Genomic DNA, 22,414 nt, shown 5'->3' with positions numbered 1-22,414 from the left:
AGCCATGGCGAGTCACCGACCCGGAAGGTCGGAAGAGGTCAGGCGTTCGCGGACTCGTGGAAGAGGGATACGTGGCTGTGCGAAGCCGACAGCCTGTCGGACCCGACAGGAGCCGCCGGAACCCGAACCAACCTGGGTGCGGGCGAGGGTCCACCTGCGCCGGAGCGCTCAAAGTGGAGAGTAAATGGAGAGCGGTTCAAGTCTCAGAAACCCTTCAGGCCCGGGATTCCGTTGGAATCCCGGGCCTGATGCGGTCGGGCTGACAGGATTTGAACCTGCGACCCCTTGACCCCCAGTCAAGTGCGCTACCAAGCTGCGCCACAGCCCGCGGTGTTCTTGAGCATGCTCAAGGCTACCGGTTTGGCCCCTTGGGGCCGACGGAAATACTACCCCACCTCAGGGGCTGTGCCCGACCAGACGAGGTCGGAGCGTCGAACCGTCCCCGCGGGATCTCAGGTCGGCGCACCCGGCAGGCGCCGACCGTCCAGCACCATCGGGCCGCCGCCGACCAGTACTGTCGGCCCGTGTCAGCCGTCGGCAAGCCTCGCCAGGTCGTCAGGACTTCCCGTGCGCCGGCGCTCGAGGTGGCAGCTGCCGTCCTGATCCCGATCGGCGTGCTGATCCTTGCCGGGAACTGGTTGGCGGCCTCCGCCTGCTTCATCCATGCCTGTGGCACCCCGGAGCCCGGCAACTACGTCACCTACGCCGTCGTCGCCCCGCTCGTCGCGGCAGCCGTCGTCTGGACGTTCATCAGCGCCTGGAGGCGTGAGGCGAGCTGGATCTACCTCTGGCACGGTCCGATGGGTCTCGTCGCGCTCGCCGTCACGATCCTGTGCGCGGTGCCGTCGTTCGAAGTGACGAGCCCCGACGTAGAGCCTGAGCACACGCCGTGGACCGGTTGCGTCGAGTACTCGGGCGGCGACAGCGACTGCCCGGGCGGCTGACGCACGCCCGGGCACGTCTCACACGGACGGGAAGGTCACGCGCTGCCCTCGGGCAGCGCGGCGAGGAAGCCCGAAACCGCCGCGGTGAACTTTCCGGGGCTCTCGATGTGGCCGAGGTGCCCGGTCTGGTCGAGGACCGCCAGTCGCGAGTGGGGCACGGCCTCGTGGATCATCCGGGCCCAGCGTGGACCGCAGATGAAGTCGTCGTCGCCGACCAGCACCAAGGTGGGTGCCGTGATGGCGGGCAGCTCCTCCCGCACGTCGAAGGTGGGGCCCTCGCCCCACGCCGGGGCGGCGTACATCCGCAGGGCGTCACGCCCGACGGCGAAGTCGGACTCGTGGCCCCAGTAGTCATGGAAGTAGGCCGGCGAGATCCGGCGCAGCACCTCCGTCGCGCCCTCGTCGTCGGACGGCTCGGGGCGGCCCGTCAGGCCGGCGACGTAGCCGGCCACCTCGGGGTGCTCGGCGAGGTGCTGCTGCGCGAACCGTTCCATGTTCGCGACCGCCGTCGGCCAGAAGTCGTCACCGGTCACGGGCGAGGTGTCGTACAGGACCAGCGACGCCACGCGGTCGGGGTGGTCGAGCGCGAAGCGCTGGGCCACGAACCCGCCGTGGGAGTGTCCGAGCACCATGACCCGGGGCAGCCCCAGGTGCTCTACCACCGCGTGCAGGAAGTGGGTGTACGTACCCAGGTGGTATCCGCGCGGGTCGGCGAGCCGGCCCGACGCCCCGGTGCCGACGGGCTCGACGTACACCATGGTCATGGTTCGTTCCAGCTCGGGCATGCGCAGGTAGTCCCAGCCGATCCCGGGTCCGCCCGGGTGGACGACGCACACGGGGCCGGCGCCGGCGACGTGGTAGCGCTGCTCGATGACGGCGGTTCCGTGCTGGACGGAGATGGTGTGGGCTCCGAAGGAGATGCTGGTGTTCGAGGTCACGCCCCCAAGACCGGACACTCCCCGGACCTGTGACGGCACTCAGCCCGCCGCCGCCGTCGACCCCCGGACCACGAGCCGCGTCGCGAGCTCCTCCCGAGGTGCTTCCTGCGGCAGGCCGCCGCTGATCCGCAGCAGCATGCGCAGCGCGGCCCCGCCCATCTCGGCGATGGGCTGGTGCACCGTGGTCAGCGCGGGGCTGAGCCAGCGCGCCTCGGGCAGGTCGTCGAAGCCGACCACGCTGACGTCCTCGGGGATCCGCAGGCCCAGCGCGGCGGCGGCGTCGTACGCCCCGAGCGCGATGGTGTCCGAGCACGCGAAGACCGCCGTCGGCGTCGTGCTGCCGCGCAGCAGGCCCAAGGCCTGCTCCGTGGCGCGCTCGCGCCGCCAGTCGGTGTGCACCACGCGGTCGTCGGGCAGGTCGAGACCCGCCTGCGTGACGGCGGAGCGGAACCCGTCGATGCGGGCCTGGCTGTAGAGATGGGTGCGCTGCCCGGCCAGGATCCCGAACCGCCGGTGCCCCAGGGCCAGCAGGTGCTCGGCGGCCGCCCGCCCGCCGGCCCAGTTGGCCGCGCCCACGCTCGCGACGGACGACGGCGGCTGGCGCACCGGGTCCAGCAGCACGATCGGCACCCGCGCGGCGGCGAGCGTCGCGAGCTGCGCGGCGCTGGTGTCGACCAGAGCGAGCACGGCGCCGCGCGGCCGTCGCGCGAGCAGGCGGACGAGCCAGGCGTCGTCGGGCGGCCGGGCCACGGAGACGACGACGTCGAGGCCCGCGTCCTCGGCGGCCTGCTCCACGCCGCTCAGCGCCCGGTTGGCCCAGGTGCCCTCGATCCCGCTCAGCACGAGGTCCACGAGCGAGCTCTCACCGCGCGGCGCGGCGTCCCGGCCGGACCTGCCGCGGTACCCGAGCTCCGCGACGATACGCATCACCCGGTCGCGGGTGCCCGCGGAGACGTCCGATCGGCCGCTGAGGACCTTGGAGATCGTGGGCACCGTCGTCCCGGCCGCCTGCGCGACGTCCGCGAGCGTGGTCCGGCGAGGGTTCGGCATGTCGCGACCGTAGCGACGGCAGCAAAAGTTGCGCAACTTATTGGGGGTTGATCCGGGAAAAGTCCTCGTGTATCAAAGGGTCGCTGGCACTTCATCGAGCCACGAGTTGCGCAATTTTCTGGAGCGGAGCACCCATGACGACGACGTCGAGCACGAAACGCGCACTGGTCGTGCGCGGAGGCTGGACCGGGCACCAGCCCGTCGAGACCACCGACTCCTTCCTCCCGTTCCTGGCCGAGCACGGCTACGAGGTCCGGGTCGAGGACTCGACGGCGGTGTACGCCGACGCCGACTACCTGGCCGGCGTCGACGTCATCGTGCAGACCGTGACGATGAGCACCATCGAGGGCGCCGAGCTGAGCGGCCTGATCGCGGCGGTGACGGCCGGGACAGGGCTGGCGGGATGGCACGGCGGCATCGCCGACTCCTACCGCAACAGCTCCGACTACCTGCAGCTGATCGGGGGCCAGTTCGCCACCCACCCGCCCAAGGCGCCGCGTGCGGAGCTGGCGGGGGAGGCCGCCGACAACTTCGTGCGGCACACCATCGACATCGTGCCGGAGCGCGCCGACCACCCGATCGTCGCCGGGATCTCCGACTTCGAGCTGACGACCGAGCAGTACTGGGTGCTGTCCGACGAGTACAACGACGTGCTGGCGACAACGACGCTCGCCGCGCGCGACTTCGACCCGTGGCACCGCCCGGTCACGTGCCCCGCGATCTGGACCCGCCAGTGGGGTGCGGGGCGCATCTTCGTCTCGACGCCGGGCCACGAGCTCGCCGTCGTCGACGACCCGAACGTCCGCACCGTCATCGAGAGGGGAATCCTGTGGGCCAGCCGCTGAGGGTCGGTATCGTCGGGGTCGGGGCGATCGCCGGCCAGTACCTGGCCACGTTCGGCCGGCTGGACGCCGTCCGCCTGGTCGCCGTCGCCGACCTCGACGCCGACCGCGCGCAGGCCGTCGCCGCCGAGCAGGGCGTCCGCGCCCTGACGGTCGCGGAGCTGACGACGGACCCCGAGGTGGACCTGGTCCTCAACCTCACGATCCCCGCCGCCCACGCCGAGATCGCCCTGCAGGCCATCGCCGGCGGCAAGCACGTGTACGGCGAGAAGCCGCTCGCGGTCACGCCGGCGGAGGCCCGCACGGTCCTCGACGCCGCCCAGGCCGCCGGGGTGCGGGTGGGCTGCGCGCCGGACACGGTGCTCGGCACCGGCATCCAGACCGCGCGCAAGGCCATCGACGACGGCGCGATCGGCCTCCCGGTCGCGGCGACCGCCACCATGGCGACGCCGGGCCACGAGCGCTGGCACCCGAACCCCGACTTCTACTACCAGCCCGGCGGCGGCCCGCTGCTGGACATGGGCCCGTACTACGTGACCGCACTGGTCACGCTGCTCGGTCCGGTCGAGTCGGTGGTCGGCGCCGCGAGCCACACGCGCGCGACGCGCACCATCGGGTCCGGCCCCCGCGTGGGCGAGACGGTGCGGGTCGATGTCGACACGCACGTGACCGGGGTGCTCCGGCACGTCTCGGGCGCGCTGTCGACGCTGGTGATGAGCTTCGACTCGGTCGCCACGCACGCCTCGAACATCGAGGTCCACGGCCAGGCCGGATCGCTCGTGGTCCCCGACCCCAACCAGTTCGACGGCGACGTCGAGCTGCACGAGCTCGGCGGCTCCTGGCAGACCCTGCCGCCCAGCGCGGGCTACCGGGACGCGGGGCGCGGCTACGGCGTCGCGGACCTCGCGACGACGCCGGACGGCGTGCCCGCGCGGGCCGACGGCGAGCTCGCCTACCACGTGCTGGAGATCATGACGGCGCTGCTCGCGGCCGCCGACAGCGGCACGACCGTCGCCGTCGAGAGCAGGTGCGAGCGCCCGGCGGCCGTCCCGCTGTCGGACGCGCCGCGCCGACCGGAGCGTGACTAGCCGGCGCCCACCCCGGTGCTCTCCCGCTCGACCAGGCGGTGCGGTGCGATGACGCGCACCGCGTCGCTGTCGTCGCCGCCGACCCGTCGTACGAGGGCGTCCATGGCGGCCTGCGCGATGGCCTCCTTGTCGGGCGAGATCGTCGTGAGGCTGGGGTTGCCGTACCGGCCGTCCTCGATGTCGTCGAAGCCGACCACGGCGACCTGCTCGGGCACGGAGATCCCCGCCTCGTGCAGCGCCCGCAGCGCGCCGAGGGCGAGCAGGTCGGAGAAGCAGAAGAGGGCGTCGGGCAGGGTCCGCCCGCGCAGGAGCGCACGGGTGGCGTCGGCCCCGCCGCGCCGGGTGAACGCGTCGACGTAGGCGACGTCGGCCGAGGCGTGCGGTGCCGCGCCCGTCGCGGCCTCGAAGCCGGCCAGCCGCAGGGAGCTGGAGGACCCCTCGGCCCGCTGCGCGCCGACGGCCACCACGCGCTGCCGCCCGGTGGCCAGCAGGTGCTCGACGGCGTCGCGCGCGGCTGCGAAGTTGTCGATGTGCACGTGGTCGAAGCCCGGGTGCGACTCCTCGCCCAGCAGCACCACTGGTCGCTGCGTGCGCGACGACCGGGTCAGGTCGTCGTCGGTGAGCCCGAGCGGGCTCACGATCAGGCCGTCGAACACGGCCTTGGTGTCGGCGCGGGCGAGCAGCTCGCGCTCGCGGTCCCGGTCGCCGTCGGTCTGCTCGATCATGACCGTGTACCCGTGGTGCCGGGCGGCCTCGATGAGCTTGCGGGCGAGCTCCGCGAAGTAGGGGTTGTCGAGGTCGGGCACCACGAGCGCGGCCATGCCGGTGCGGCCGGAGCGCAGCATCCGGCCGATCTCGCTCGGCCGGTAGTCGAGCTCCTCGATGGCGGCGAGCACGCGCTCGCGGGTGGTGGCGGCGACGTTGACGGCGCCGCTCACGACGTTGGACACGGTGCGTGGCGAGACGCCCGCGAGGCGGGCGACGTCCTCGCGTCGACCCACGGTGGCCTCCTCGCGTCCGTGCCGAACGGCAGCGCTACGCTCGCCGACCGTGTTCGGCCTGCTCAGCGGCGCTGCTCTTGCATCGCGGCAAGCCTACTGGACAGTCGCCGTACGCACCCGGACCGAGCTCGTCTCGATCGTGGACCTCCCGCCGACCCACGGCCCGCACGAGCGCCCGCCGCTGCACTTCCCGTACGAGGGGCGCACGTTCGACGACCCGGACCACGCCACCGACCGCGCGGACCTGCTCTGGCGCCTGACCCAGTGGATGCTCCGCGCGCAGGACGAGCTGCCCACCGGCGCCTACACGGCCAAGCGCGCGCCGCACAACTGGGTGTTCGACGCCGGCACGGCCGACCCGGACGCCGGCACGGCCCGGGCCCACGCGAGGTGAGCCCGGGCCGCGATCCCGGGGTCAGAACCCGGAGTTGCCCCCGAGCCGGTTGAGCACGAACCCCATGTCGTTGAGCAGCCCCGCCGTCCCGGAGCCGGACACGGTCGTGTTCGCGAACGTGGCGCTGCCCGCGGCGTGCAGCTCGATGCCGTAGGTGCCCGAGCCGGTGATGCTGACCCGGTCGAGGCTGACCTGCTGGATCGACTTCTGCCACGACATCAGCACGCCCGCGTACGTGCTGTCCTGGATGGTCATGTCGCGGATCACGATCGGCGCGTCGATGGCGTGCACGTCGGCGTAGACCCACAGCGCGCCGAGCTCGGCCGGCCAGTTGGGCTCGCGGCTGCCGGTGCGGGTCAGCGTGTTGCGCGCCACCGTGGTGGTGCCCGTGAACGGCACGCCGAACCGGGTGCTGACCGCGATGCCCGCGGCCGCGTTGACGGTGTCGGCCACGAGGTTGTCCTCGACCCGGTTGCCGCCCCCGCCGCCGTAGACGGCCAGGCCGTTGGCCAGGGCCGGCGCCTGGACGGTGTTGAACGAGAAGACGCTGCCGCTCACGGCCGCGCCGTCCGACCACATCGCCAGCGAGTCGTCGCCCGTGTTGCGGAAGGTCGACTGGGTCACCTGCGCGTTCGTCACGCCCGAGCGCAGGTTCACGCCGTCGGCGTACGTGTCGCGCACCCGCAGCCCGATCGCGAGCAGGTCCCGGGAGCCCGGCCGCACCCACAGCCCCACCTTGGTGTGCTGCACCCAGATGTTCTGCAGCAGGGACTCGCTCGTGAAGTCGCCCTCGACGGCGGCCTGTCCCTCGGCGTCCTCGCGCACGGTGGCCGAGCCGAAGATGGCGACGTCGGCGATGGTCACGCCGCCGCCGGTCGCGAAGAAGCCGCCCGCCCGGCCCGTGCCCACGATCACCGAGTGCCACGGGCCGGCGCCGAGCACGGACACGCCAGAGACCCGGATCGCGTCGTTGACGTGGAAGGTGCCGGCCGGGATCCAGACCGGCACGCCCGCGGCCTTCGCCGCGGCGACGGCCGCCGTGATGGCCGCGGTGTCGTCACCGCCGCCCGACGTCGCGCCGTGCGCCGTGATCGACACGGCGCCCGCGGGCGCCGCCAGCGCGGCCGCGACCCGCTCGGCCTCGACCAGGTCGATGTCGAGGTGCGCCACGGCGCCCGAGTCCTTCTGCAGCGTCAGCACTGTGCCCGCCGGCTGCTCGGGGATCTCGAACCGCAGCTCGTCGTAGAACCGGTGGGCGCCGCCGAGCGCCGGGTCGTTGTGGAACGGGTACTCGCCGTACTGCCAGGCGTGCGCCGACGTCAGCGTCACGTCCTTCAGCTTGGTCCCGTTCGCGTAGACCGCCAGGGGCGACGTCTGGCCGGTACCCGCCGCGTTGTCGGGGATCGAGTAGCGCAGCACCAGCCCGCTCGCCGGGGCGGTGAGGGCCACGTCCACCTTCTCGCCGACGGCGTCCAGCCGGACGGCGCTGCGGCCGCTCGACTCAGCCTGCACCGTGCCGTAGGTGCGTGACGGCGACAGCTTGGTGCCGGTGGTCGTCCCCGCCTCGGCCTCGTACTGCTTGTACGACGTCGACGCACCGCGTGCGGCCAGGTCGGTCTCGCCGGAGACCACGAGGCTGTCGAGCAGCACGTCGGCCCCGCCGTTCGCGGCCCGGAGACCCACCGTGTTCACGCCGGCCCGGACCGGCACGCTCGCCGTGACGGTGCGCCACCCGCTGCCCGCGGCGAAGCTCATCTGGCCCGTGACCCGGCCGTTGACCAGCAGGTCGAGCGTCCGCGCACCCGCGGGCGTGGCGAACCGGATCGTCGCCGTCGCGGTGCCCGCGGAGCCGGCCTGGACCGTGCGCAGCACGCGCGCGCCCGCCGTCGTGAAGCCGCCGACGTACCCGGCGCCCGTGAAGCCGCCGGTGGCGGATGCCACGGCGGCATTCCCGGAGCGGTACGCGGTCTCGGCCTCGCCCGGCCCGGCGGGCTGCGGCGGCACGTTCGCGGCCACGTCGAGCTTGTCGATGTTCGCGTTGCCGTTGTCGCCCGAGGCGTAGGCCAGCCGCAGGTCGTGGTTGCCAGCGGTCAGCGTCGCGGTGTGCGTCACGGTGCCCCAGGTGTCCCAGCTCGCGGTCGCGGGCAGGGAGAGCTGCGTCAGCCGGGTGCCGCCGTCGTACAGCGACAGCGTTCGGGCCGAGCCGGTGCCGTTCGCGTAGCGGACCGTCAGGTCCTTGGCGCCCGCCGCGGCGGCCTGCACCTTGAACGTGACCGACGCCGAGCCGGCGTTGCCGTCCGTGAATCCGCCCACGAACCCGCTGCCGGAGTACCCGGTGTGGTCCGTGGCGGTCACGGCGCCGCCCGCCAGGGTGGCGGACTCCGCCTCGAACGTCGGCCCGGGGCCGTAGTCGGCGCCGGTGGAGCCGCCCGAGTCGCTGACGTCGAGGGCGTCGAGGTTCACGTTGCCGGAGTCGGCGGAGCCGAACCGGTAGGCGACCGAGTGGCTGCCCGCGCTCAGCGTGACGACGGTGTCCTGCGTGGCCCAGGTGGTCCAGCCCGCCGTCGCCGGGAGCGTGATCTGCTGGGCGGCGCCGTCCACCAGGAGCGTGAGGGACTTGGCCGAACCCGTGCCGTTGGCGTAGCGCAGGGCCAGCGTGTGCGGGCCCGACGCCGCCACCGGCACGGCGAACGTGGTGGTCGCGGCGCCCTTGTTGCCGTCGGTGTAGCCGCCCACGAAGCCGGCGCCGGTGTACCCGGCGTGCTCGGTGGCGACGACCGCCCCGCCGGTCAGGGCGGCCTGCTCGGCCTGGTAGCGGGTGGTCGCGGCGCCCGCCGGGGCCGCGCTCGCGGTCACGAGGGCGGAGCCGGCGACCGCGAGGGCCGCCAGCAGGGCCAGGCGTCTGCGCCAGGCGGGAAGAGTGCGGGTGTCAGTTCTGCGCGGCATGAGATCTCCTTCGACCGGGATGCGCATCAGCAGTGAGGTCTACCAGCCAGAGGTTTAGCGGTAAACTTCGCTGAGACCGTACGGGCACGCCGACCGTCCGGTCAAGAGCGACCTAGGATGCGGCTGGAGCCGGAAGCCGACGGGGGAGGTGCGCGTGACCACGCGACTGAGCGACATCGCGGACGAGGCCGGCGTCAGCGTCATGACCGTCTCGAACGTCATGAACGGCAAGCGCGCCCGCGTCTCGCCCGCCACGATCGAGCGGGTCCTCGGCATCGCCGCCCGGCTCGGCTACGTGCCCAACATCCCGGCCCGCAGCCTCGCGGCGAACAGCTCGCACATCGTGGCGGCGCTCGTCCCGGTGGGGGAGAACAACAGCCTGCTGGTCAGCCCGCACACCGTCGCCGTCGTGGGCGGCATGGAGACCCACCTGCGCCACCGCGGCTACCACGTGCTGCTGCGCGGCATCGAGCACGAGGACCAGGTCGCGCAGACCGTGCGCGGCTGGTCGCTCGACGGCGTGGTGCTGGTCGAGTTCACGGACGAGCAGATCGACCGGCTGCGGGTCGACGCCGTGCCGCTCGTCGCCATCGACAGCTACTCCGCGAACCCGCGCACCATCGGCGTACGCAGCGACGACCACGCGGGCGGCCGCCTCGCCGGCGCGCGCCTGGCCGACGCCGGGCACCGGCACGTGCTGTTCGCCGGGCCGCCCTACCGGGGCCTCGGCGTGGTCGGCCAGCGGTGGGCGGGCTTCCGCGAGGCCTGCCTGGCGGCGGGGCTCGACCCGCGGCACGTCGAGGCCGTGGAGGTGCTCACCTCGTTCGAGGACGGGCGGCGCCTCGGCCTGCGCCTGCGCCGCGACCACCCCGGGGTGACGGCGGTGTTCGCCACGGCCGACCATCTGGCGGTCGGGATCATGGCAGGCATCGTCGAGGCGGGCGGGTCGGTGCCCGGCGACGTGTCGGTCATCGGGTTCGACGACCTCGACTTCGCCCGGTACACGACCCCGGGCCTGACCACGGTCGCGCAGGACATGGCGGCCAAGGTCGCCGAGGCGTCGCGCATCATCCTCGAGGAGATCGAGCCGGCGGAGACCGGGCCCGCGGCGACCGAGCCCGGGACCGGCCGCGCGAAGAGCCCCCGCGAGCCCGTCTCGCTCGACGTCCACCTGGTCGAGCGCGGTTCGGTCGGGCCGCCCCGCGGGTGACGGCGCCGTCGTCCGACGTAGTCCCGCGGGGAGGCCCGGCCGGTCAGCGGAACGATCCCGCGGTGATGCCCTCGACGAACCGGCGCTGGGCCACGACGAAGAGGATCACGCTCGGGATCATGGACAGGATCACGCCCGCGAGCACCACCGAGATGCTGCCCGTGCCGAAGGTGCCCTGGAGGGTGACGAGCCCGAGCGGCAGCGTGAAGTTCTCCTGCGACTGCAGGAAGATCAGCGGCCGGTAGAACTCCGCCCAGAACCCGGTGAACGCGAGGATCGCGAGCGTGGCCATGGCCGGCGTCGCCATCGGCGCGTAGATCAGGCGGAACACCTGGAACCGGGACGCGCCGTCCACCCGGGCCGCCTCGCCGAGCTCGACGGGCATCTGCAGGAAGTACTGCCGCATCAGGAACGTGCCGAACGCGCTGCCGATGGCCGGGAGGATCAGCGAGGCCAGGCTGTCGGACAGCCCCATGCGGCTGATCAGCACGAACACCGGGATGATCGTCGTCTGGACCGGCACCATCATGGTGGCCAGGAACAGCGCGAAGATCGCGCCGCGCCCCGGGAAGCGCACCATGGCGAACGCGTAGCCGCTCAGGGTGCAGGTGATGATCTGCGCCCCGACGATGAGGCCGGTGACGATCACGCTGTTCAGGAAGAACCGCCCCAGCGAGACCTGCGAGAACACCGTGGCGTAGTTGGAGAAGTCGGGTTCCAGGGGGAGCCAGACGGGCGGGTTGGTGAAGGACTCGGCGGGCTCGCGCAGCGACGTCGTCAGCGTCCAGAGCAGCGGCCCGAAGGCGACCATCGCGGCGAGGACGAGGACGGCGAGGCCCACGCCCCGGCCGATCCGGCGGGTGAGGGACGACCGGGAGAACAGGGGCGACGGGGAGAACGAGGGAGCGGTCACGAGTAGAACACCAGCCTCCGGGAGAGAGTGAACTGCAGTCCGGTGAGCGCGATGAGCGCCGCGAAGAGCACCATGGAGATGGCCGACCCGTACCCGAACTGCAGGTTCTGGAACGCCGTCTGGTAGATGACCATCGTGATGGTCGTGGTGGCCGTGCCCGGCCCGCCCTTGGTCATGATGAAGGCCTGGTCGAACAGCTGCATCGCATTGATCAGGCCGATCACGCAGGCGAAGAAGACCGTGGGGCTGATCAGCGGCAGCTTGATCCGCAGGAGCGAGCGCACCGGCCCGGCGCCGTCGATCTCGGCGGCCTCCATCACGTCGCGGGGCAGCCCGGCCAGGGCGGCCACGAACAGCACGAACGTGAAGCCGACCGACTGCCAGACCGCGACGAAGACGATCGTCACCACCGCGCCGGCGTCGCTGGTCAGCCACGGCACGCCGCTGCCGCCGAGCAGGCGCAGGTAGTAGTTCACGACGCCGAACCGCTCGTTGAACATGTACGTCATGAAGATCGACACGGCGGCCGTCGACGCCAGCAGCGGCAGGTAGAACACGGTGCGGAACACGGCCTTGGTCGAGGCCCGGCGGCGCTGGTCCACGAGCAGGGCCAGGAACAGTCCGATCGCGACCTGGAGCACCACGATCGAGAAGGCCAGGACCAGCGTGACGCCGAACGAGTGCACCACGCGCTGGTCGCTGCCGATCGCGGCGTAGTTGTCCAGGCCCACGAACCGCGGCGGCGTGATGACGTCCCAGGCGAAGAACGACAGACCGAACGAGGCCAGGATCGGCCCGATCGTGAACAGCAGGATCGCCGCCCCGGCCAGGCCGATCATGCCGAAGCCGAACGCGGCCTCGGCCCGGCGGCTGCGGCGTGCGGCGGGCGTGCGCCGGACGACGTCGGAGGGCCGGGCGGGTGCGGGACGCCGGGCGGTCGCGGGGGCGCTCATCCGACCGCTCCTGCTGCCGTCTCGAGGTCGATCTGGAGCCCGTCGAGGGCCGTCCGGGCGTCACCCGTGGCGATGGCCTCGGTGGTGCGCTGGTTGAGCGCGGTGGACAGGGCGTTGAAGTAGATCGGGGCGGGGATCGGCGCCGTCTCCGGGAACTCGGTCAGCGTGCTGCTGAAGACGTCCCAGTGCTCGGGGCCGGTGCTCTCGTACCGCTTCGCCGTGGACAGGGACTGCCGCGCGGGCGTGGTCACGTTGCCCGGGAAGAGCACGTCGAACGCGTCCGGGAAGGTCAGCCGCTTGACCACCTCCCAGGCCAGGTCCTTCTTGTCGGACGTCTCCAGGATCGCGTAGCCGGCCGTGCCGAACAGGTGCCGCTGGGACTTCCAGCGCGGGAAGTACTGGACGTCGAACGAGCCGGGAGCCATGCCCGCGTTGTGCAGGCCGCCCGCCCAGAAGCCGCCGCCCACGCTCATCCCGACCCGGCCCGCGGCGAACAGGGCCTGCGAGGTCTGGCCGCCGCCGACGTCGGGCGAGGGCGCGATGCCCTCCTTGCGCAGCTCGATCATGAGCTCCAGGGCCTCGACCGCGGCGGGGGAGTTGGCCACGGGGTCGCCCCAGGCCCAGCCGCCGCCGCGGCCCGCGGCCGCGGGGTTGCCCGCGTACGCGGCGTCCCACAGCCACTCGCCGCCCGGCGCGCGGCCCTCGGCCAGCAGGTTGCCGTCGTTCGCGTAGAGGAACGAGGTCCAGCTGCCCCACAGCCGCACGACCCAGTCGTACGCGTTGATGTCGGGGATGCGGGCCAGGGCCCGGCCGGCGTCGTAGAAGTCGTCGACGGTCCAGTGCGGGTCGGGCAGATCCAGGCCCGCCTGCTCGAACAGGAGCGGGCTGTAGTACATGTTCCCGGCGTTGTAGTCGAGCGGCAGCAGGAACAGGCTGCCGTCGTACATCATCGCCTCGACCAGCGCGGGGGAGACGTCGTCGAAGTAGTCCCGCAGCTCGTCCAGGTCGCGCACGACGAGGTCGTCCAGCGGCGCGGCCAGGCCGCGCCCCGCCATGAGCTGCACGCCCTCGGTGGCGACGCTCACGATGTCGGGGCGGCTGCCCGCGGCGATCTGCGTGAGCAGCTTGGCGAAGAACTCGTTCCAGTCGGTGCCCGGCGTCGCGTTGATCTCCAGCCGGATGGTCGGGTCGAGCGCGCGGACCGGCTCCTCGAGCCGGGCGCGCAGCTCGTCCGCCCCGCTCTGGTCCCCGAAGAACGCGATCTTCAGGGCTTTCGGGTCCGACGGCGGTGCGCACGAGGCCAGGGCTGTCGTCGCGGCGAGCGCGAGTCCGACACCCCCGGCCCGCAGCAGCGACCGACGGGACAGTGGCGGCAATGGCATCCGTCCCCTCCTCTCTGAGGTGGTCAATTCCTATTGGGCGATGAGTGAAGCAGAGGCCTCGCGGCGTCGTCAATAGGTATTGACCGAATCGCGCGGCGGTAGTCTGCACGCGGGAGGTACCGATGACAGAAGTGGCAGGGGCAGGGCCGAGGGCGGGCGGGGCCGGGGCTGCCGGCGGGCCGGCGAGGACCGGCCGGCCGACGATGAACGACGTGGCCCGCCACGCGGGCGTCTCGCAGTCGACCGTCTCGTTCGTGCTGAACGACCGCCGCGACATCCCGGTGGCCGCCGAGACGCGCGAACGCATCCTGGAGGCGGCCCGGTCGCTCGGCTACCGCCTGAACCGGCGCGCGCAGGAGCTCCGGCTGAACCGGTCGACGACGCTCGGCGTGGTCTCCTACGGCGTCGCGTCCCACCCGTTCGCGGGTGCGCTGCTCGCCGGGATGCAGAGTGCGGCGCGGGCCGCCGGGCACGTCTGCATGGTGATCGACGTGGAGGGGCAGGACGGCGACGAGGCCGTGGCCGACCTGCTGGACCGCGGGGTGACCGGCATCGTGCACGCCTCTGCGGGCACCGGCCCGGTGACCGTGAACCGCGCGCTGGGCGAGACGCGGGAGCTGTTCGTCGGGTGCTGGCCGGAGTCGGGCGGCACGGGGGAGGGGACCGTGCTGCCGGACGACCGCGAGGGCGGACGGCGGGCTGCGGCCCACCTGCTCGACCTGGGGCACCGGGACATCGCGTTCCTGGGCGGCCCCGCGCACGACTTCGCCACCGGCGAGCGTGCGGCGGGGCTGGACGACGCCCTGCGCGCGGCCTCCGTCGACCCGGCCCGCGTGGTGCGCCGGCACGGCGACTACGGCTCCCGGTCGGGCTACCGGATCGCCGACGAACTGTTCGACGCCGGCCGGCCGACCGCCCTGATCTGCGGCAACGACCAGATGGCCCTCGGCGCCCTGCTCGCGCTGCACGAGCGCGGCCTGCGTGTGCCGCACGACGTGAGCATCGTCGGCTATGACGACCAGGAGGCGCTGGCCGACGCGATCCACCCGGCCCTGACGACGGTGCGCCTGCCGCACCGCGAGATGGGCCTGCGCGCGGCCGAGCTGCTCATGAAGGATCCCGCCGGGACGCCGCACGCGGAGATGGTCGACTGCCCGCTGGTGATCCGGGAGTCGACCGCGAGCCCCCGATAAATACCTATTGACGGCCCGTATGGACGCTGATTAGCCTCAGCGTCCATGCCCACGAGCGAACCCGTCGTCACCGAGCCCTACCGTCCGCGCCTGCACTTCTCGCCGGCCCGGAACTGGATGAACGACCCCAACGGCCTGCTCTTCCACGACGGGACCTATCACCTGTTCTTCCAGCACAACCCGGGCGGCCCGGAGTGGGGCGACATCGCCTGGGGGCACGCGACGTCGTCGGACCTGCTGACCTGGACCGAGCATCCGGTGGCCATCCCCGCGACCGAGCACGAGATGATCTTCTCGGGCTCCGCCGTGGTCGACGCGGCGAACACCTCGGGGCTGGGTGCTGCGGGGCTCGGTACAGCGGAGGCCGCGCCGCTCGTCGCGATCTACACCAGCGCCTACCGCGACCACCCGGTGCACGACGGCAACCAGGCGCAGTCGGTGGCCTTCTCCGCCGACGGCGGGTGCACCTGGGAGAAGTACGCGGGCAACCCGGTGCACGACCGGGGCCGCACCGACTACCGCGACCCCAAGGCCTTCTGGTTCGGCCCGCCCGAGAGCGGGCACTGGGTGATGGTCGCGGTGGACGCCGACGCCTCGCGGCTGGTCGTGAACGTCTCGGACGACCTGCTGCGGTGGCGCACCACGAGCACCTTCGCCGACGCGAGGTTGCCGGAGATGTGGGAGTGCCCGGACCTGTTCCCGCTGAAGGTGGAAGCTGACGCCGGCGGATCCGGCGGATCCGGCGGCGCCGTGCGGTGGGTGCTCGTGCTCAGCACCGGCGGTCCGGGGCAGCACTACGTGGTCGGCGACTTCGACGGCGAGAGCTTTGTCGAGGACGCCGGTGTGCCCCCCGGCCGGGTCGACCACGGCGCGGATCTCTACGCGGCGGCGTCGTTCAACGGGCTGGACCGCCGGGTGCTGATCGGGTGGATGGGCCAGGCGTTCCGGGCGCCGACCTCACCCTGGCAGGGCATCATGTCGGCGCCGCGCGACCTTGCGCTCCGCGACGTCGACCGTGTCCCGCGGCTGGTGAGCCGGTTCTCGCCGGAGATCGGCCGGGCCGAGCGTGAGGTGGTGTCCGTCGAGGGGCTGCGACCGGGCGGCTCGGGACCGGACGGTCCGGGGCCCGAGGGCTCGCGGTCCCAGGCGGCGACCGTCGTCGTCGGCCGGGGCGCCGGCCTCCAGCAGCGGGTGCGGGCCCGGATCGTGCCGGGGTCGGCATCGTTCGCGGGCGTGCGCGTGCTGGTGGGCGAGGCGTGCGGCACGAGCATCGGCTACGACCGGATGACGGGCGACCTCGTGCTCGACCGTTCGGCGTCGGGCCTCGTCGCGCACGACGGCTTCGCGACGCCACGCCGGGTGCCGGTGCGGCTGGTCGACGGCGCGATCACGCTCGACGTCCTCACCGATTCCATGAGTGTGGAGGTCCTGGTGAACGACGGCGAGGTCGCGGTCAGCGAGCTGGTCTTCCCGGAGCCGGGCGCGGTCGGCGTCGAGGTGTTCGCCGAGGGTGGGGACGCCGTCGTCGACGTGCGGGTGTCCGACGTCGGCGCTGAAATTGGTAACCGATAGGTTACCATTTGCCGTATGGACGTCTTCGGGGCCATCGCTGATCCGATCCGGCGCGAGCTGCTGCTGCGGCTCGCGGACGGCCCGGCGCGCGTGGTGGACCTCGCGGCGGAGCACGCGGTGTCGCGCCCGGCGATCAGCAAGCACCTGCGGGTGCTGAGCGAGGCGAGGCTGGTGCAGGGGACCGACGAGGGTCGCGAGCGGCGCTACGTGCTCGATCCCGGCCCGTTGGCGCAGGTGAGCGAGCTGCTGGCGGCGCTCACCCCGCGCCGGGCGCGGGTCACCGCGGTGCACCTCGACGCGCTGGACACCGAGGTGCGCCGGGCCGCCCGGGACCGCCGTCGGGGGACGTCCGCCTCAGGCACTACCGCGAACGCGAGGGAGCAGAGCGCATGAACCTGACCGGAACCCTGGAGGACGACGGCCGGACCCTGGTGCTGGTGCGCCGGTTCGGCGTCCCGATCGACGACGTGTGGGCGAGCGTCACCGAGTCGGAACGCCTGGCCCGGTGGTTCGGCACCTGGACCGGCGACCCGTCGTCGGGCCGGGTGCTGGTGACCATGAACGCGGAGGCCGAGCCGGGGACGCCGGCGGAGTTCCGGGTCGACGCGTGCGAGCCGCCGCGGCTGCTGGCGGTGAGCGCCGAGGACGAGTTCGGGAACTGGCGGCTCAGTGCGGAGCTCGCCGCGGTGGACGGCGGCACCACGCTGACCCTGCGGCAGAAGGAGCTCGACCCGAAGACGCTGCCGGAGACCGGGCCCGGCTGGGAGTGGTACCTGGACCGCCTCGTCGCCGCGGTCGAGGGCGGCGAGCCGCCGACGCTCGCCGGCTTCGACACCGACTACATGCCCATGAGCACGGGATACGGGGCGCTGGGTGAGTCCTGAGCCGACCCGTGCTGCCCGGCTGGCCGCCCACGGGGCCGTGTCCACGGCGTTGTCGCTGTGCAGCGACCGCAGGCTCCAGGAGCTCGTGGACGCCGGCACGCCGATCGGTTCCGGCATCGGCGGCACGACGGTGCTGCTGGACGTCGAAGGGACGCTGGTCTTCGTCAAGCAGGTGCGGCTCACCGACCTCGAACGACGTCCGGAGAACGTCGGCTCGACGGCGAACCTCTTCGGGCTGCCGGTCTTCTGCCACTACGGCGTCGGCACCATCGGCGGCCCGGGGTTCGGCGCCTGGCGGGAGCTGGCCGCGCAGATCATGACGACGGACTGGGTGCTCGCCGGGGACTTCGAGGGGTTCCCCCTGATGTACCACTGGCGGGAGCTGCCGGACGCCGGTCACCCGCTCCCCGAGGAGCTGGCCGACGTCGAGCACGCCGTCGCCTACTGGGGCGGCGGGCCCGAGATCCGCCACCGGATCGAGGCGGTGCGGCAGTCCTCGGCAAGCCTCGTGCTGTTCCTGGAGTACATCCCGCAGAACCTGCACGACTGGCTGGACGTCCAGGTCAAGGCCGGGGACGAAGCGGCCGAGCGGGCCTGCGCCCTGGTGGGCGACGAGCTGCGGGCCGGCATCTCGTTCATGAACGCCCGCGGGATGCTGCACTTCGACACGCACTTCCAGAACATCCTGACCGACGGCAGGCGGCTCTACTTCGCCGACTACGGCCTCGCGATCTCCTCCCGCTTCGAGCTCACCCCGGACGAGTCCGCCTTCTTCGACGACCACCAGGACTACGACCGGTACTACGCCGCCACGCACCTCGTGAACTGGCTGGCCGTCGCGCTGTACGGGTTCGGGCCGGAGGAGCGCAGGGCGTTCGTCCGCGCGTGCGCCGAGGGCGTGCCGCCCGAGGGAGTTCCGGCGGCGCTCGCGGCGGCGATGCTCCGGCACGCGCCAGTCGCCGCGGTGGTGGGGGACTTCTACCGTGCGTTCCAGCGGGAGAGCCGGGAGACGCCGTACCCGCTGGAGGCGGTCCGCCGGACCGGGCAGCAGGGGTAGGCCGGCCTCACCAGTGGGTCGGGCCCGACCCGTCGTCGCGGTGGGCCAGCGTGGCGAGCGCGTCCTTCCAGTGCCCCGCGGAGGCGGTCGCGTGCTGCGCGGAGTCGATGTTCCCGTGGGTCACGGTGACGCGCGTTCCGCCGTCGTCGGGCGTGAGCTCGATCCGGATCTCGTGGTAGTTCTCGGGGACGTCCGCGAGCCCGCTGAGCGGTGCGAAGTGCGTGAAGTGCAGCAGGCGCGGGCGGTCGACGGCGATGACGGTGCCCTTGTCGGCGAAGACGCGGCCGAAGAAGTGGCCCTCGAACGTGATCGGGCTGCCCGGCTGGTAGTCCGTCTCGATGTTCGCGCCCAGCATCCACCGGGCGCCGGGGTGGGTCAGCTCGGCCCAGACCCGCTCGGGCGGTTCGGCGATGTGGGTGGTCGCCGTGGCGGTGTGGCGCGGGGTCTCGATGCTCATCGCTGTCCTCCGTGATGGTTCTCGGATCTGACCGTAGCGTGTCGGCCGGCATCCCTATCGTGCCCGGGAATCGGCGCGCGCCGTCAGTTGTTGAGCGCTCGCTGTTGCCGCATCGATTCATCCCGGGGCTGCTCGACCGCCCCGGTGTTGCGCAGGAACACGATGATCCAGCTGAAGATGAGGATGGCCGCGACCAGCTCGACGGCCGTGAGGTTGTAGTACCCGGTGATGAAGAAGATCGCCAGGACCACGATCACGCCGACGTAGGTGTAGCCGAGCAGGACGAACACCCGGGGCATCGACGGGAGCAGCCGGCGGAGGGTCACGACCAGCGTGACGTAGACGACGACCATCCCGGTGGCGGACGTGTTGTGGGCGACCAGGAAGTCGTCGACGGGGAAGATCCCCACGCACGCCAGGAGTATGCCGATGAGGATGAGCGCGATCCGGACCCGGCTGCGGCCCCGCGCCTCCGCGGGAGTCGAGTGCGGGAGGTACGCGGTCGCGTAGTGGGCGATGGTCGTGACCATGACGCCGGCGACGATCAGGGTCAGGTTGAACGCCATGGCGGAGATGTCGTCGGTCATCCCGAGCGCGCTGAGGTTCTCCTTCCACCAGAACGGGTCGGTCGCGCTGAGCATGCTGGCGAAGGCTCCGACGGTGAGGAACACCGCAAGGACGAGCGAGAGCGTCATCGGGGTGAGATTCACGGCCGACAGGAACGTCAGGTAGGTGGTCACGGCCAGAGCCACGCCGGCGAGCACCGCGGCCGACGTCGGATAAGCGGTCGCTCCGACGAAGCTCCTGCTCACGATCGACGCGAGCCCGATCCACCCCAGCAGCGCGATGACGGCGTGCGCCAGCGCCAGGGCTGCGATGTCGAACCAGCGCAGCCGTGGTCGCTCCCGTTTGTCGGCAGCGTCCCGCCGGACCTGGCTGCGCCGCGAGACACAACCGAACAGGACCGCCGCGATCGCGACGAGCGCCCCGCCGAGGGCGGCGAAGTCGCCGATCGAGCCGCGGCCGGAGATCGGCACATCGCGACCCTGGAACACGAACAGCCCGACGATCACCCCCAGCACGAAGGCCACCGCGCCGGCGAGGAGCGCCGACGACTCACGTGACTCCGTGGTGGCGCCTGGGCGGCGGAAGATGCGGCTGATCGGTGTCGACTCACTCATGTCGGTTCTCCTGCCTCGTCGCCGCTGGTCCCGGAACCAGCATCCTCGAAGGCCGGCGCATCGGAGTCACCCGAACAGGATGACCCGTCTGTATCGATTGCGCCTGATCGGTCAGCGGGCTTCGGCGGGCACCGACCGGCATAGCCTTGCGCGGTGGTTCTCTACCTGGTGCGGCACGGGTGCCCGATCCTTGACCCGACGATCCCGGCGTCGACGTGGGTCCTGGACCCGGAGCACGAGCACCTCGTGGCAGACCTTGCGGCGCGGGCGCCGTGGCCGGACGACGCCGTCTGGTTCACCTCGCCCGAGCCGAAGGCAGCACGCACGGCGTTTCTGTTGACCGGGCGGGACGTTCCGGTGGTGAAGGACCTGCGGGAGCACGACCGCTCGGGCACGGGATGGGTGCCGGACTTCGCGGACGTCGTTCGCGAGGCGTTCGCGACCCCGCACACCGAGGTGCGTCCGGGTTGGGAGCCGATCAGCCGGACGCGCTCGCGGGTGGTCGACGCGGTGCGCCAGATCGTCAAGGAGCATCCTGGGCGCGATGTCGTCCTGATCGGTCACGGGACGGCGTGGACACTGCTGGCCGCCGAGCTCACCGGGACCGAACCGGACCTGGAGCGGTGGCGAACCCTGGCGATGCCGGACGTGCTCACCGTGGAGAGAACGACGCTCCTGAGGCCGTCGCGAGGTGCGTCGGCCGAGACGTGGCATGAGCATCTCTGGGACAGGCTCGGTGCCGGCGCCCGTCGTGATGAGCAGTGGGCGGTCCCACTGGTGGACCGCCTGCGCAATGACCCGCTCGTCGGCGCGCTGTTCCCGGTGTTCAGCCACTCCATACTGCACCTCCGGACCACACCCTGGCACGGCGACGACGCCCGGCTCGTCGCGATGGTGCGCTCAACACGAGACGGGCAGTACGCGGCCTTGGTCCCGGTCGAGGGCGAGGTCTTCGGGGCTTGGGAGGAGTTCATTCCGTGGCCGCGGTATCCGGACGTGGCGGCGACTGTCGAAGCTCTGCACGAGGGCCTGGCGACGCGCGAGAGCCGCCGGCCGGTGGTCCATGAATGGTCCCTGCAGGACGCCGGCGGCGATACTGTCGCGCGCCTGGTCGCCAGGGCGATCGATTTGGTAGGCCTCCTTGGCACGATGACCATGGAGAAGCCGCATCCTCTTGCCGAGGCGGTCTCAGTGGCTCGCGCCCTGCCGCACGCACGGCCCGAGCTCGTTGACATCCCGGAGACCTGGAACGAGGTCGATCCCGCGGCTCTTGCCGTACTGAGCGCGCGATCGGTGACGGGTCATGACCTTGGCGTGATCACCATGCGAGTCCACGAGAACCAGGTGTGGTGGGCAGCCAAATAAACGTGCGCTCGGTAAGTAGGCCTGTGTTCGGGTGTGTCCTGGCGCCAGTCGCCACGGTGCGATCGGCGGGCACGGGCATCGCGGTGGTTCAGCCGTGTCCCACGGTGTCTTGGTCGGCGCGGTGTTCGTCGACCGAGCTGGTCGTCGCCGTCCAGCTGCTGAGGAGCCTGAGTGCATCGTGCGAGGCCGAGCCGGGCGCAGCAGAGTAGGCGATCAGCTGGATGCCGCGGTCGGAGGAGAGATCCATGACCTCGAAGTCCAGGTCCAGGTCGCCGACGACCGGGTGGGTGATCGCCTTGACACCGGTGCGGTGCTCGCGCACGTCGTGGGACGCCCACAGGGTGCGGAAGGAGTCGCTGCGGGTGGAGAGCTCGCCGACCAGGTCGCTCAGGTCGCGGTCGTGCGGAGCGCGGCCGGCCTCTGTGCGCAGGATCGCGACGGTCTGGTGCGCCGCGTTGTCCCAGTCGCGGTAGAAGCCCTGGGCGCGGGGGTCGAGGAACACGAATCGGCCGAAGTTCGCGGGGCGTTGCGGCTGGACGTACATCTCCGAGAACACGGCCTGTCCGAGCCTGTTGACGGCGACGATGTCGAGCCGCCCGTTCTGCACGAACGCGGGGACGTTGTCCATCGCGTCGAGCAGCTGTCGCACACCCGGCCGGACCCGTTGCGCTCTGGAGCGTGCGCGACGTTGCTGCGGGCGAGTGCCTTCGTTGGCGGCGCGCACGAGGTCGTACAGGTGGGAGCGCTCGGCGTCGTCGAGCCGCAGGGCGCGACTGATGCCTTCGAGCACGGCCTCGGAGACGCCGGTGGCGTTCCCTCGCTCCAGGCGCACGTAATACTCCACGCTCATCCCTGCGACCAGAGCTACCTCTTCGCGGCGCAGCCCAGGAACGCGCCGCCGACCACCGAAGTCGGGCAGGCCTATCTGTTCGGGGGTGAGCCTGGCACGTCTGGTGGTCAGGAACTCACGGATGTCGTTCCGGGTGTCCATGCTTCGAAAATACGTCAGCGGCCCCGTTGTAGGGGGTCACTGGCATTAACCCT

The 22,414-nt window shown here is 72.0% G+C and carries 21 protein-coding genes and 1 tRNA gene; 11 read left to right on the top strand and 11 right to left on the bottom strand.

Annotated elements, in window-relative coordinates:
- Positions 1 to 254: 254 nt before the first annotated feature.
- Positions 255 to 328, bottom strand: a tRNA-Pro gene (locus ACIPN7_RS10885).
- 196 nt (positions 329 to 524) lie between these two features.
- Between ACIPN7_RS10885 and ACIPN7_RS10880 the strand changes: the two genes are divergently transcribed.
- Positions 525 to 944: a hypothetical protein gene (locus tag ACIPN7_RS10880; RefSeq protein WP_400541118.1), complete on the top strand. Its 420-nt coding sequence runs from the start codon at positions 525 to 527 to the stop codon at positions 942 to 944.
- Between the two features lie 35 nt (positions 945 to 979).
- On the opposite strand, the gene ACIPN7_RS10875 is transcribed toward ACIPN7_RS10880, so the two are convergent.
- Positions 980 to 1,882: an alpha/beta fold hydrolase gene (locus ACIPN7_RS10875; protein ID WP_400541115.1), complete on the bottom strand. Its 903-nt coding sequence runs from the start codon at positions 1,880 to 1,882 to the stop codon at positions 980 to 982.
- Between the two features lie 39 nt (positions 1,883 to 1,921).
- Positions 1,922 to 2,932 (bottom strand): LacI family DNA-binding transcriptional regulator, encoded by a 1,011-nt coding sequence (locus ACIPN7_RS10870; protein ID WP_400541112.1) that lies wholly within the window; start codon positions 2,930 to 2,932, stop codon positions 1,922 to 1,924.
- A gap of 134 nt (positions 2,933 to 3,066) precedes the next feature.
- Between ACIPN7_RS10870 and ACIPN7_RS10865 the strand changes: the two genes are divergently transcribed.
- The gene (locus tag ACIPN7_RS10865; RefSeq protein ID WP_400541109.1) at positions 3,067 to 3,777 is read left to right on the top strand and encodes a ThuA domain-containing protein; all 711 of its coding nucleotides are present in this window, start codon (positions 3,067 to 3,069) and stop codon (positions 3,775 to 3,777) included.
- Positions 3,762 to 4,862 carry a Gfo/Idh/MocA family protein gene (locus ACIPN7_RS10860; RefSeq protein WP_400541106.1) on the top strand — a complete coding sequence of 367 codons (1,101 nt, stop codon included), beginning with the start codon at positions 3,762 to 3,764 and terminating at the stop codon, positions 4,860 to 4,862. Before ACIPN7_RS10865 ends, ACIPN7_RS10860 begins: the two co-directional genes overlap by 16 nt.
- On the opposite strand, the gene ACIPN7_RS10855 is transcribed toward ACIPN7_RS10860, so the two are convergent.
- The gene (locus tag ACIPN7_RS10855) at positions 4,859 to 5,863 is read right to left on the bottom strand and encodes a LacI family DNA-binding transcriptional regulator (RefSeq protein ID WP_400541103.1); all 1,005 of its coding nucleotides are present in this window, start codon (positions 5,861 to 5,863) and stop codon (positions 4,859 to 4,861) included. The genes ACIPN7_RS10860 and ACIPN7_RS10855 overlap by 4 nt on opposite strands.
- Positions 5,864 to 5,912: 49 nt before the next feature.
- Between ACIPN7_RS10855 and ACIPN7_RS10850 the strand changes: the two genes are divergently transcribed.
- Positions 5,913 to 6,257 carry a hypothetical protein gene (locus ACIPN7_RS10850; protein WP_400541100.1) on the top strand — a complete coding sequence of 115 codons (345 nt, stop codon included), beginning with the start codon at positions 5,913 to 5,915 and terminating at the stop codon, positions 6,255 to 6,257.
- A 21-nt stretch (positions 6,258 to 6,278) separates the two neighbouring features.
- On the opposite strand, the gene ACIPN7_RS10845 is transcribed toward ACIPN7_RS10850, so the two are convergent.
- Positions 6,279 to 9,203: a CBM35 domain-containing protein gene (locus ACIPN7_RS10845; RefSeq protein WP_400541097.1), complete on the bottom strand. Its 2,925-nt coding sequence runs from the start codon at positions 9,201 to 9,203 to the stop codon at positions 6,279 to 6,281.
- A 154-nt stretch (positions 9,204 to 9,357) separates the two neighbouring features.
- Between ACIPN7_RS10845 and ACIPN7_RS10840 the strand changes: the two genes are divergently transcribed.
- Positions 9,358 to 10,413: a LacI family DNA-binding transcriptional regulator gene (locus tag ACIPN7_RS10840; RefSeq protein ID WP_400541094.1), complete on the top strand. Its 1,056-nt coding sequence runs from the start codon at positions 9,358 to 9,360 to the stop codon at positions 10,411 to 10,413.
- Positions 10,414 to 10,456: 43 nt separating this feature from the next.
- On the opposite strand, the gene ACIPN7_RS10835 is transcribed toward ACIPN7_RS10840, so the two are convergent.
- From ACIPN7_RS10835 to ACIPN7_RS10825, 3 genes are read right to left on the bottom strand one after another with little or no spacing between them, the layout of a single operon-like run.
- Positions 10,457 to 11,326 carry a carbohydrate ABC transporter permease gene (locus tag ACIPN7_RS10835; RefSeq protein WP_400541091.1) on the bottom strand — a complete coding sequence of 290 codons (870 nt, stop codon included), beginning with the start codon at positions 11,324 to 11,326 and terminating at the stop codon, positions 10,457 to 10,459.
- Positions 11,323 to 12,279: a carbohydrate ABC transporter permease gene (locus ACIPN7_RS10830; protein ID WP_400541088.1), complete on the bottom strand. Its 957-nt coding sequence runs from the start codon at positions 12,277 to 12,279 to the stop codon at positions 11,323 to 11,325. The genes ACIPN7_RS10835 and ACIPN7_RS10830 overlap by 4 nt, the downstream gene beginning before the upstream one ends.
- Entirely contained in the window at positions 12,276 to 13,661 is a 1,386-nt protein-coding gene (locus ACIPN7_RS10825; protein ID WP_400541085.1) for an ABC transporter substrate-binding protein, read from the bottom strand. Before ACIPN7_RS10825 ends, ACIPN7_RS10830 begins: the two co-directional genes overlap by 4 nt.
- 212 nt (positions 13,662 to 13,873) lie before the next feature.
- On the opposite strand from ACIPN7_RS10825, the gene ACIPN7_RS10820 reads away from it, so the two are divergent.
- The 5 genes from ACIPN7_RS10820 to ACIPN7_RS10800 are packed head-to-tail and all read left to right on the top strand — an operon-like array spanning position 13,874 to position 18,367.
- Complete coding sequence (locus ACIPN7_RS10820; protein WP_400541082.1) at positions 13,874 to 14,854, top strand: LacI family DNA-binding transcriptional regulator; 981 nt, start codon at positions 13,874 to 13,876, stop codon at positions 14,852 to 14,854.
- Between the two features lie 45 nt (positions 14,855 to 14,899).
- Positions 14,900 to 16,426, top strand: a complete 1,527-nt coding sequence (locus tag ACIPN7_RS10815) for a glycoside hydrolase family 32 protein (protein ID WP_400541079.1) — start codon at positions 14,900 to 14,902, stop codon at positions 16,424 to 16,426.
- Positions 16,427 to 16,441: 15 nt separating this feature from the next.
- A complete protein-coding gene (locus tag ACIPN7_RS10810; RefSeq protein ID WP_400541076.1) occupies positions 16,442 to 16,819 on the top strand; it encodes an ArsR/SmtB family transcription factor in 378 nt (125 codons plus the stop codon).
- Entirely contained in the window at positions 16,816 to 17,310 is a 495-nt protein-coding gene (locus tag ACIPN7_RS10805) for an SRPBCC family protein (RefSeq protein WP_400541073.1), read from the top strand. The genes ACIPN7_RS10810 and ACIPN7_RS10805 overlap by 4 nt, the downstream gene beginning before the upstream one ends.
- Positions 17,300 to 18,367: a protein kinase family protein gene (locus ACIPN7_RS10800; protein WP_400541070.1), complete on the top strand. Its 1,068-nt coding sequence runs from the start codon at positions 17,300 to 17,302 to the stop codon at positions 18,365 to 18,367. Before ACIPN7_RS10805 ends, ACIPN7_RS10800 begins: the two co-directional genes overlap by 11 nt.
- 7 nt (positions 18,368 to 18,374) lie before the next feature.
- Here the strand turns inward: ACIPN7_RS10800 and ACIPN7_RS10795 are convergent, their stop codons facing one another.
- Both ACIPN7_RS10795 and ACIPN7_RS10790 read right to left on the bottom strand, forming a co-directional pair.
- The gene (locus ACIPN7_RS10795) at positions 18,375 to 18,824 is read right to left on the bottom strand and encodes an SRPBCC domain-containing protein (protein ID WP_400541067.1); all 450 of its coding nucleotides are present in this window, start codon (positions 18,822 to 18,824) and stop codon (positions 18,375 to 18,377) included.
- Between the two features lie 83 nt (positions 18,825 to 18,907).
- The gene (locus ACIPN7_RS10790) at positions 18,908 to 20,005 is read right to left on the bottom strand and encodes a hypothetical protein (RefSeq protein ID WP_400541064.1); all 1,098 of its coding nucleotides are present in this window, start codon (positions 20,003 to 20,005) and stop codon (positions 18,908 to 18,910) included.
- A gap of 153 nt (positions 20,006 to 20,158) precedes the next feature.
- Here ACIPN7_RS10790 and ACIPN7_RS10785 point away from each other — a divergent pair, with 153 nt between their 5' ends.
- The gene (locus tag ACIPN7_RS10785; RefSeq protein ID WP_400541061.1) at positions 20,159 to 21,370 is read left to right on the top strand and encodes a histidine phosphatase family protein; all 1,212 of its coding nucleotides are present in this window, start codon (positions 20,159 to 20,161) and stop codon (positions 21,368 to 21,370) included.
- A gap of 88 nt (positions 21,371 to 21,458) precedes the next feature.
- Here ACIPN7_RS10785 and ACIPN7_RS10780 read toward each other — a convergent pair whose 3' ends face one another.
- Positions 21,459 to 22,361, bottom strand: a complete 903-nt coding sequence (locus ACIPN7_RS10780; protein WP_400541058.1) for a helix-turn-helix transcriptional regulator — start codon at positions 22,359 to 22,361, stop codon at positions 21,459 to 21,461.
- Positions 22,362 to 22,414 lie beyond the last annotated feature (53 nt).

It is taken from the genome of Promicromonospora sp. NPDC090134, assembly GCF_044746965.1.
In the GTDB taxonomy this organism is placed as follows: domain Bacteria; phylum Actinomycetota; class Actinomycetes; order Actinomycetales; family Cellulomonadaceae; genus Promicromonospora.
The sequence above is the reverse complement of the archived record's forward strand: the minus strand, read 5'-3'. Positions and strand labels throughout refer to the sequence as shown.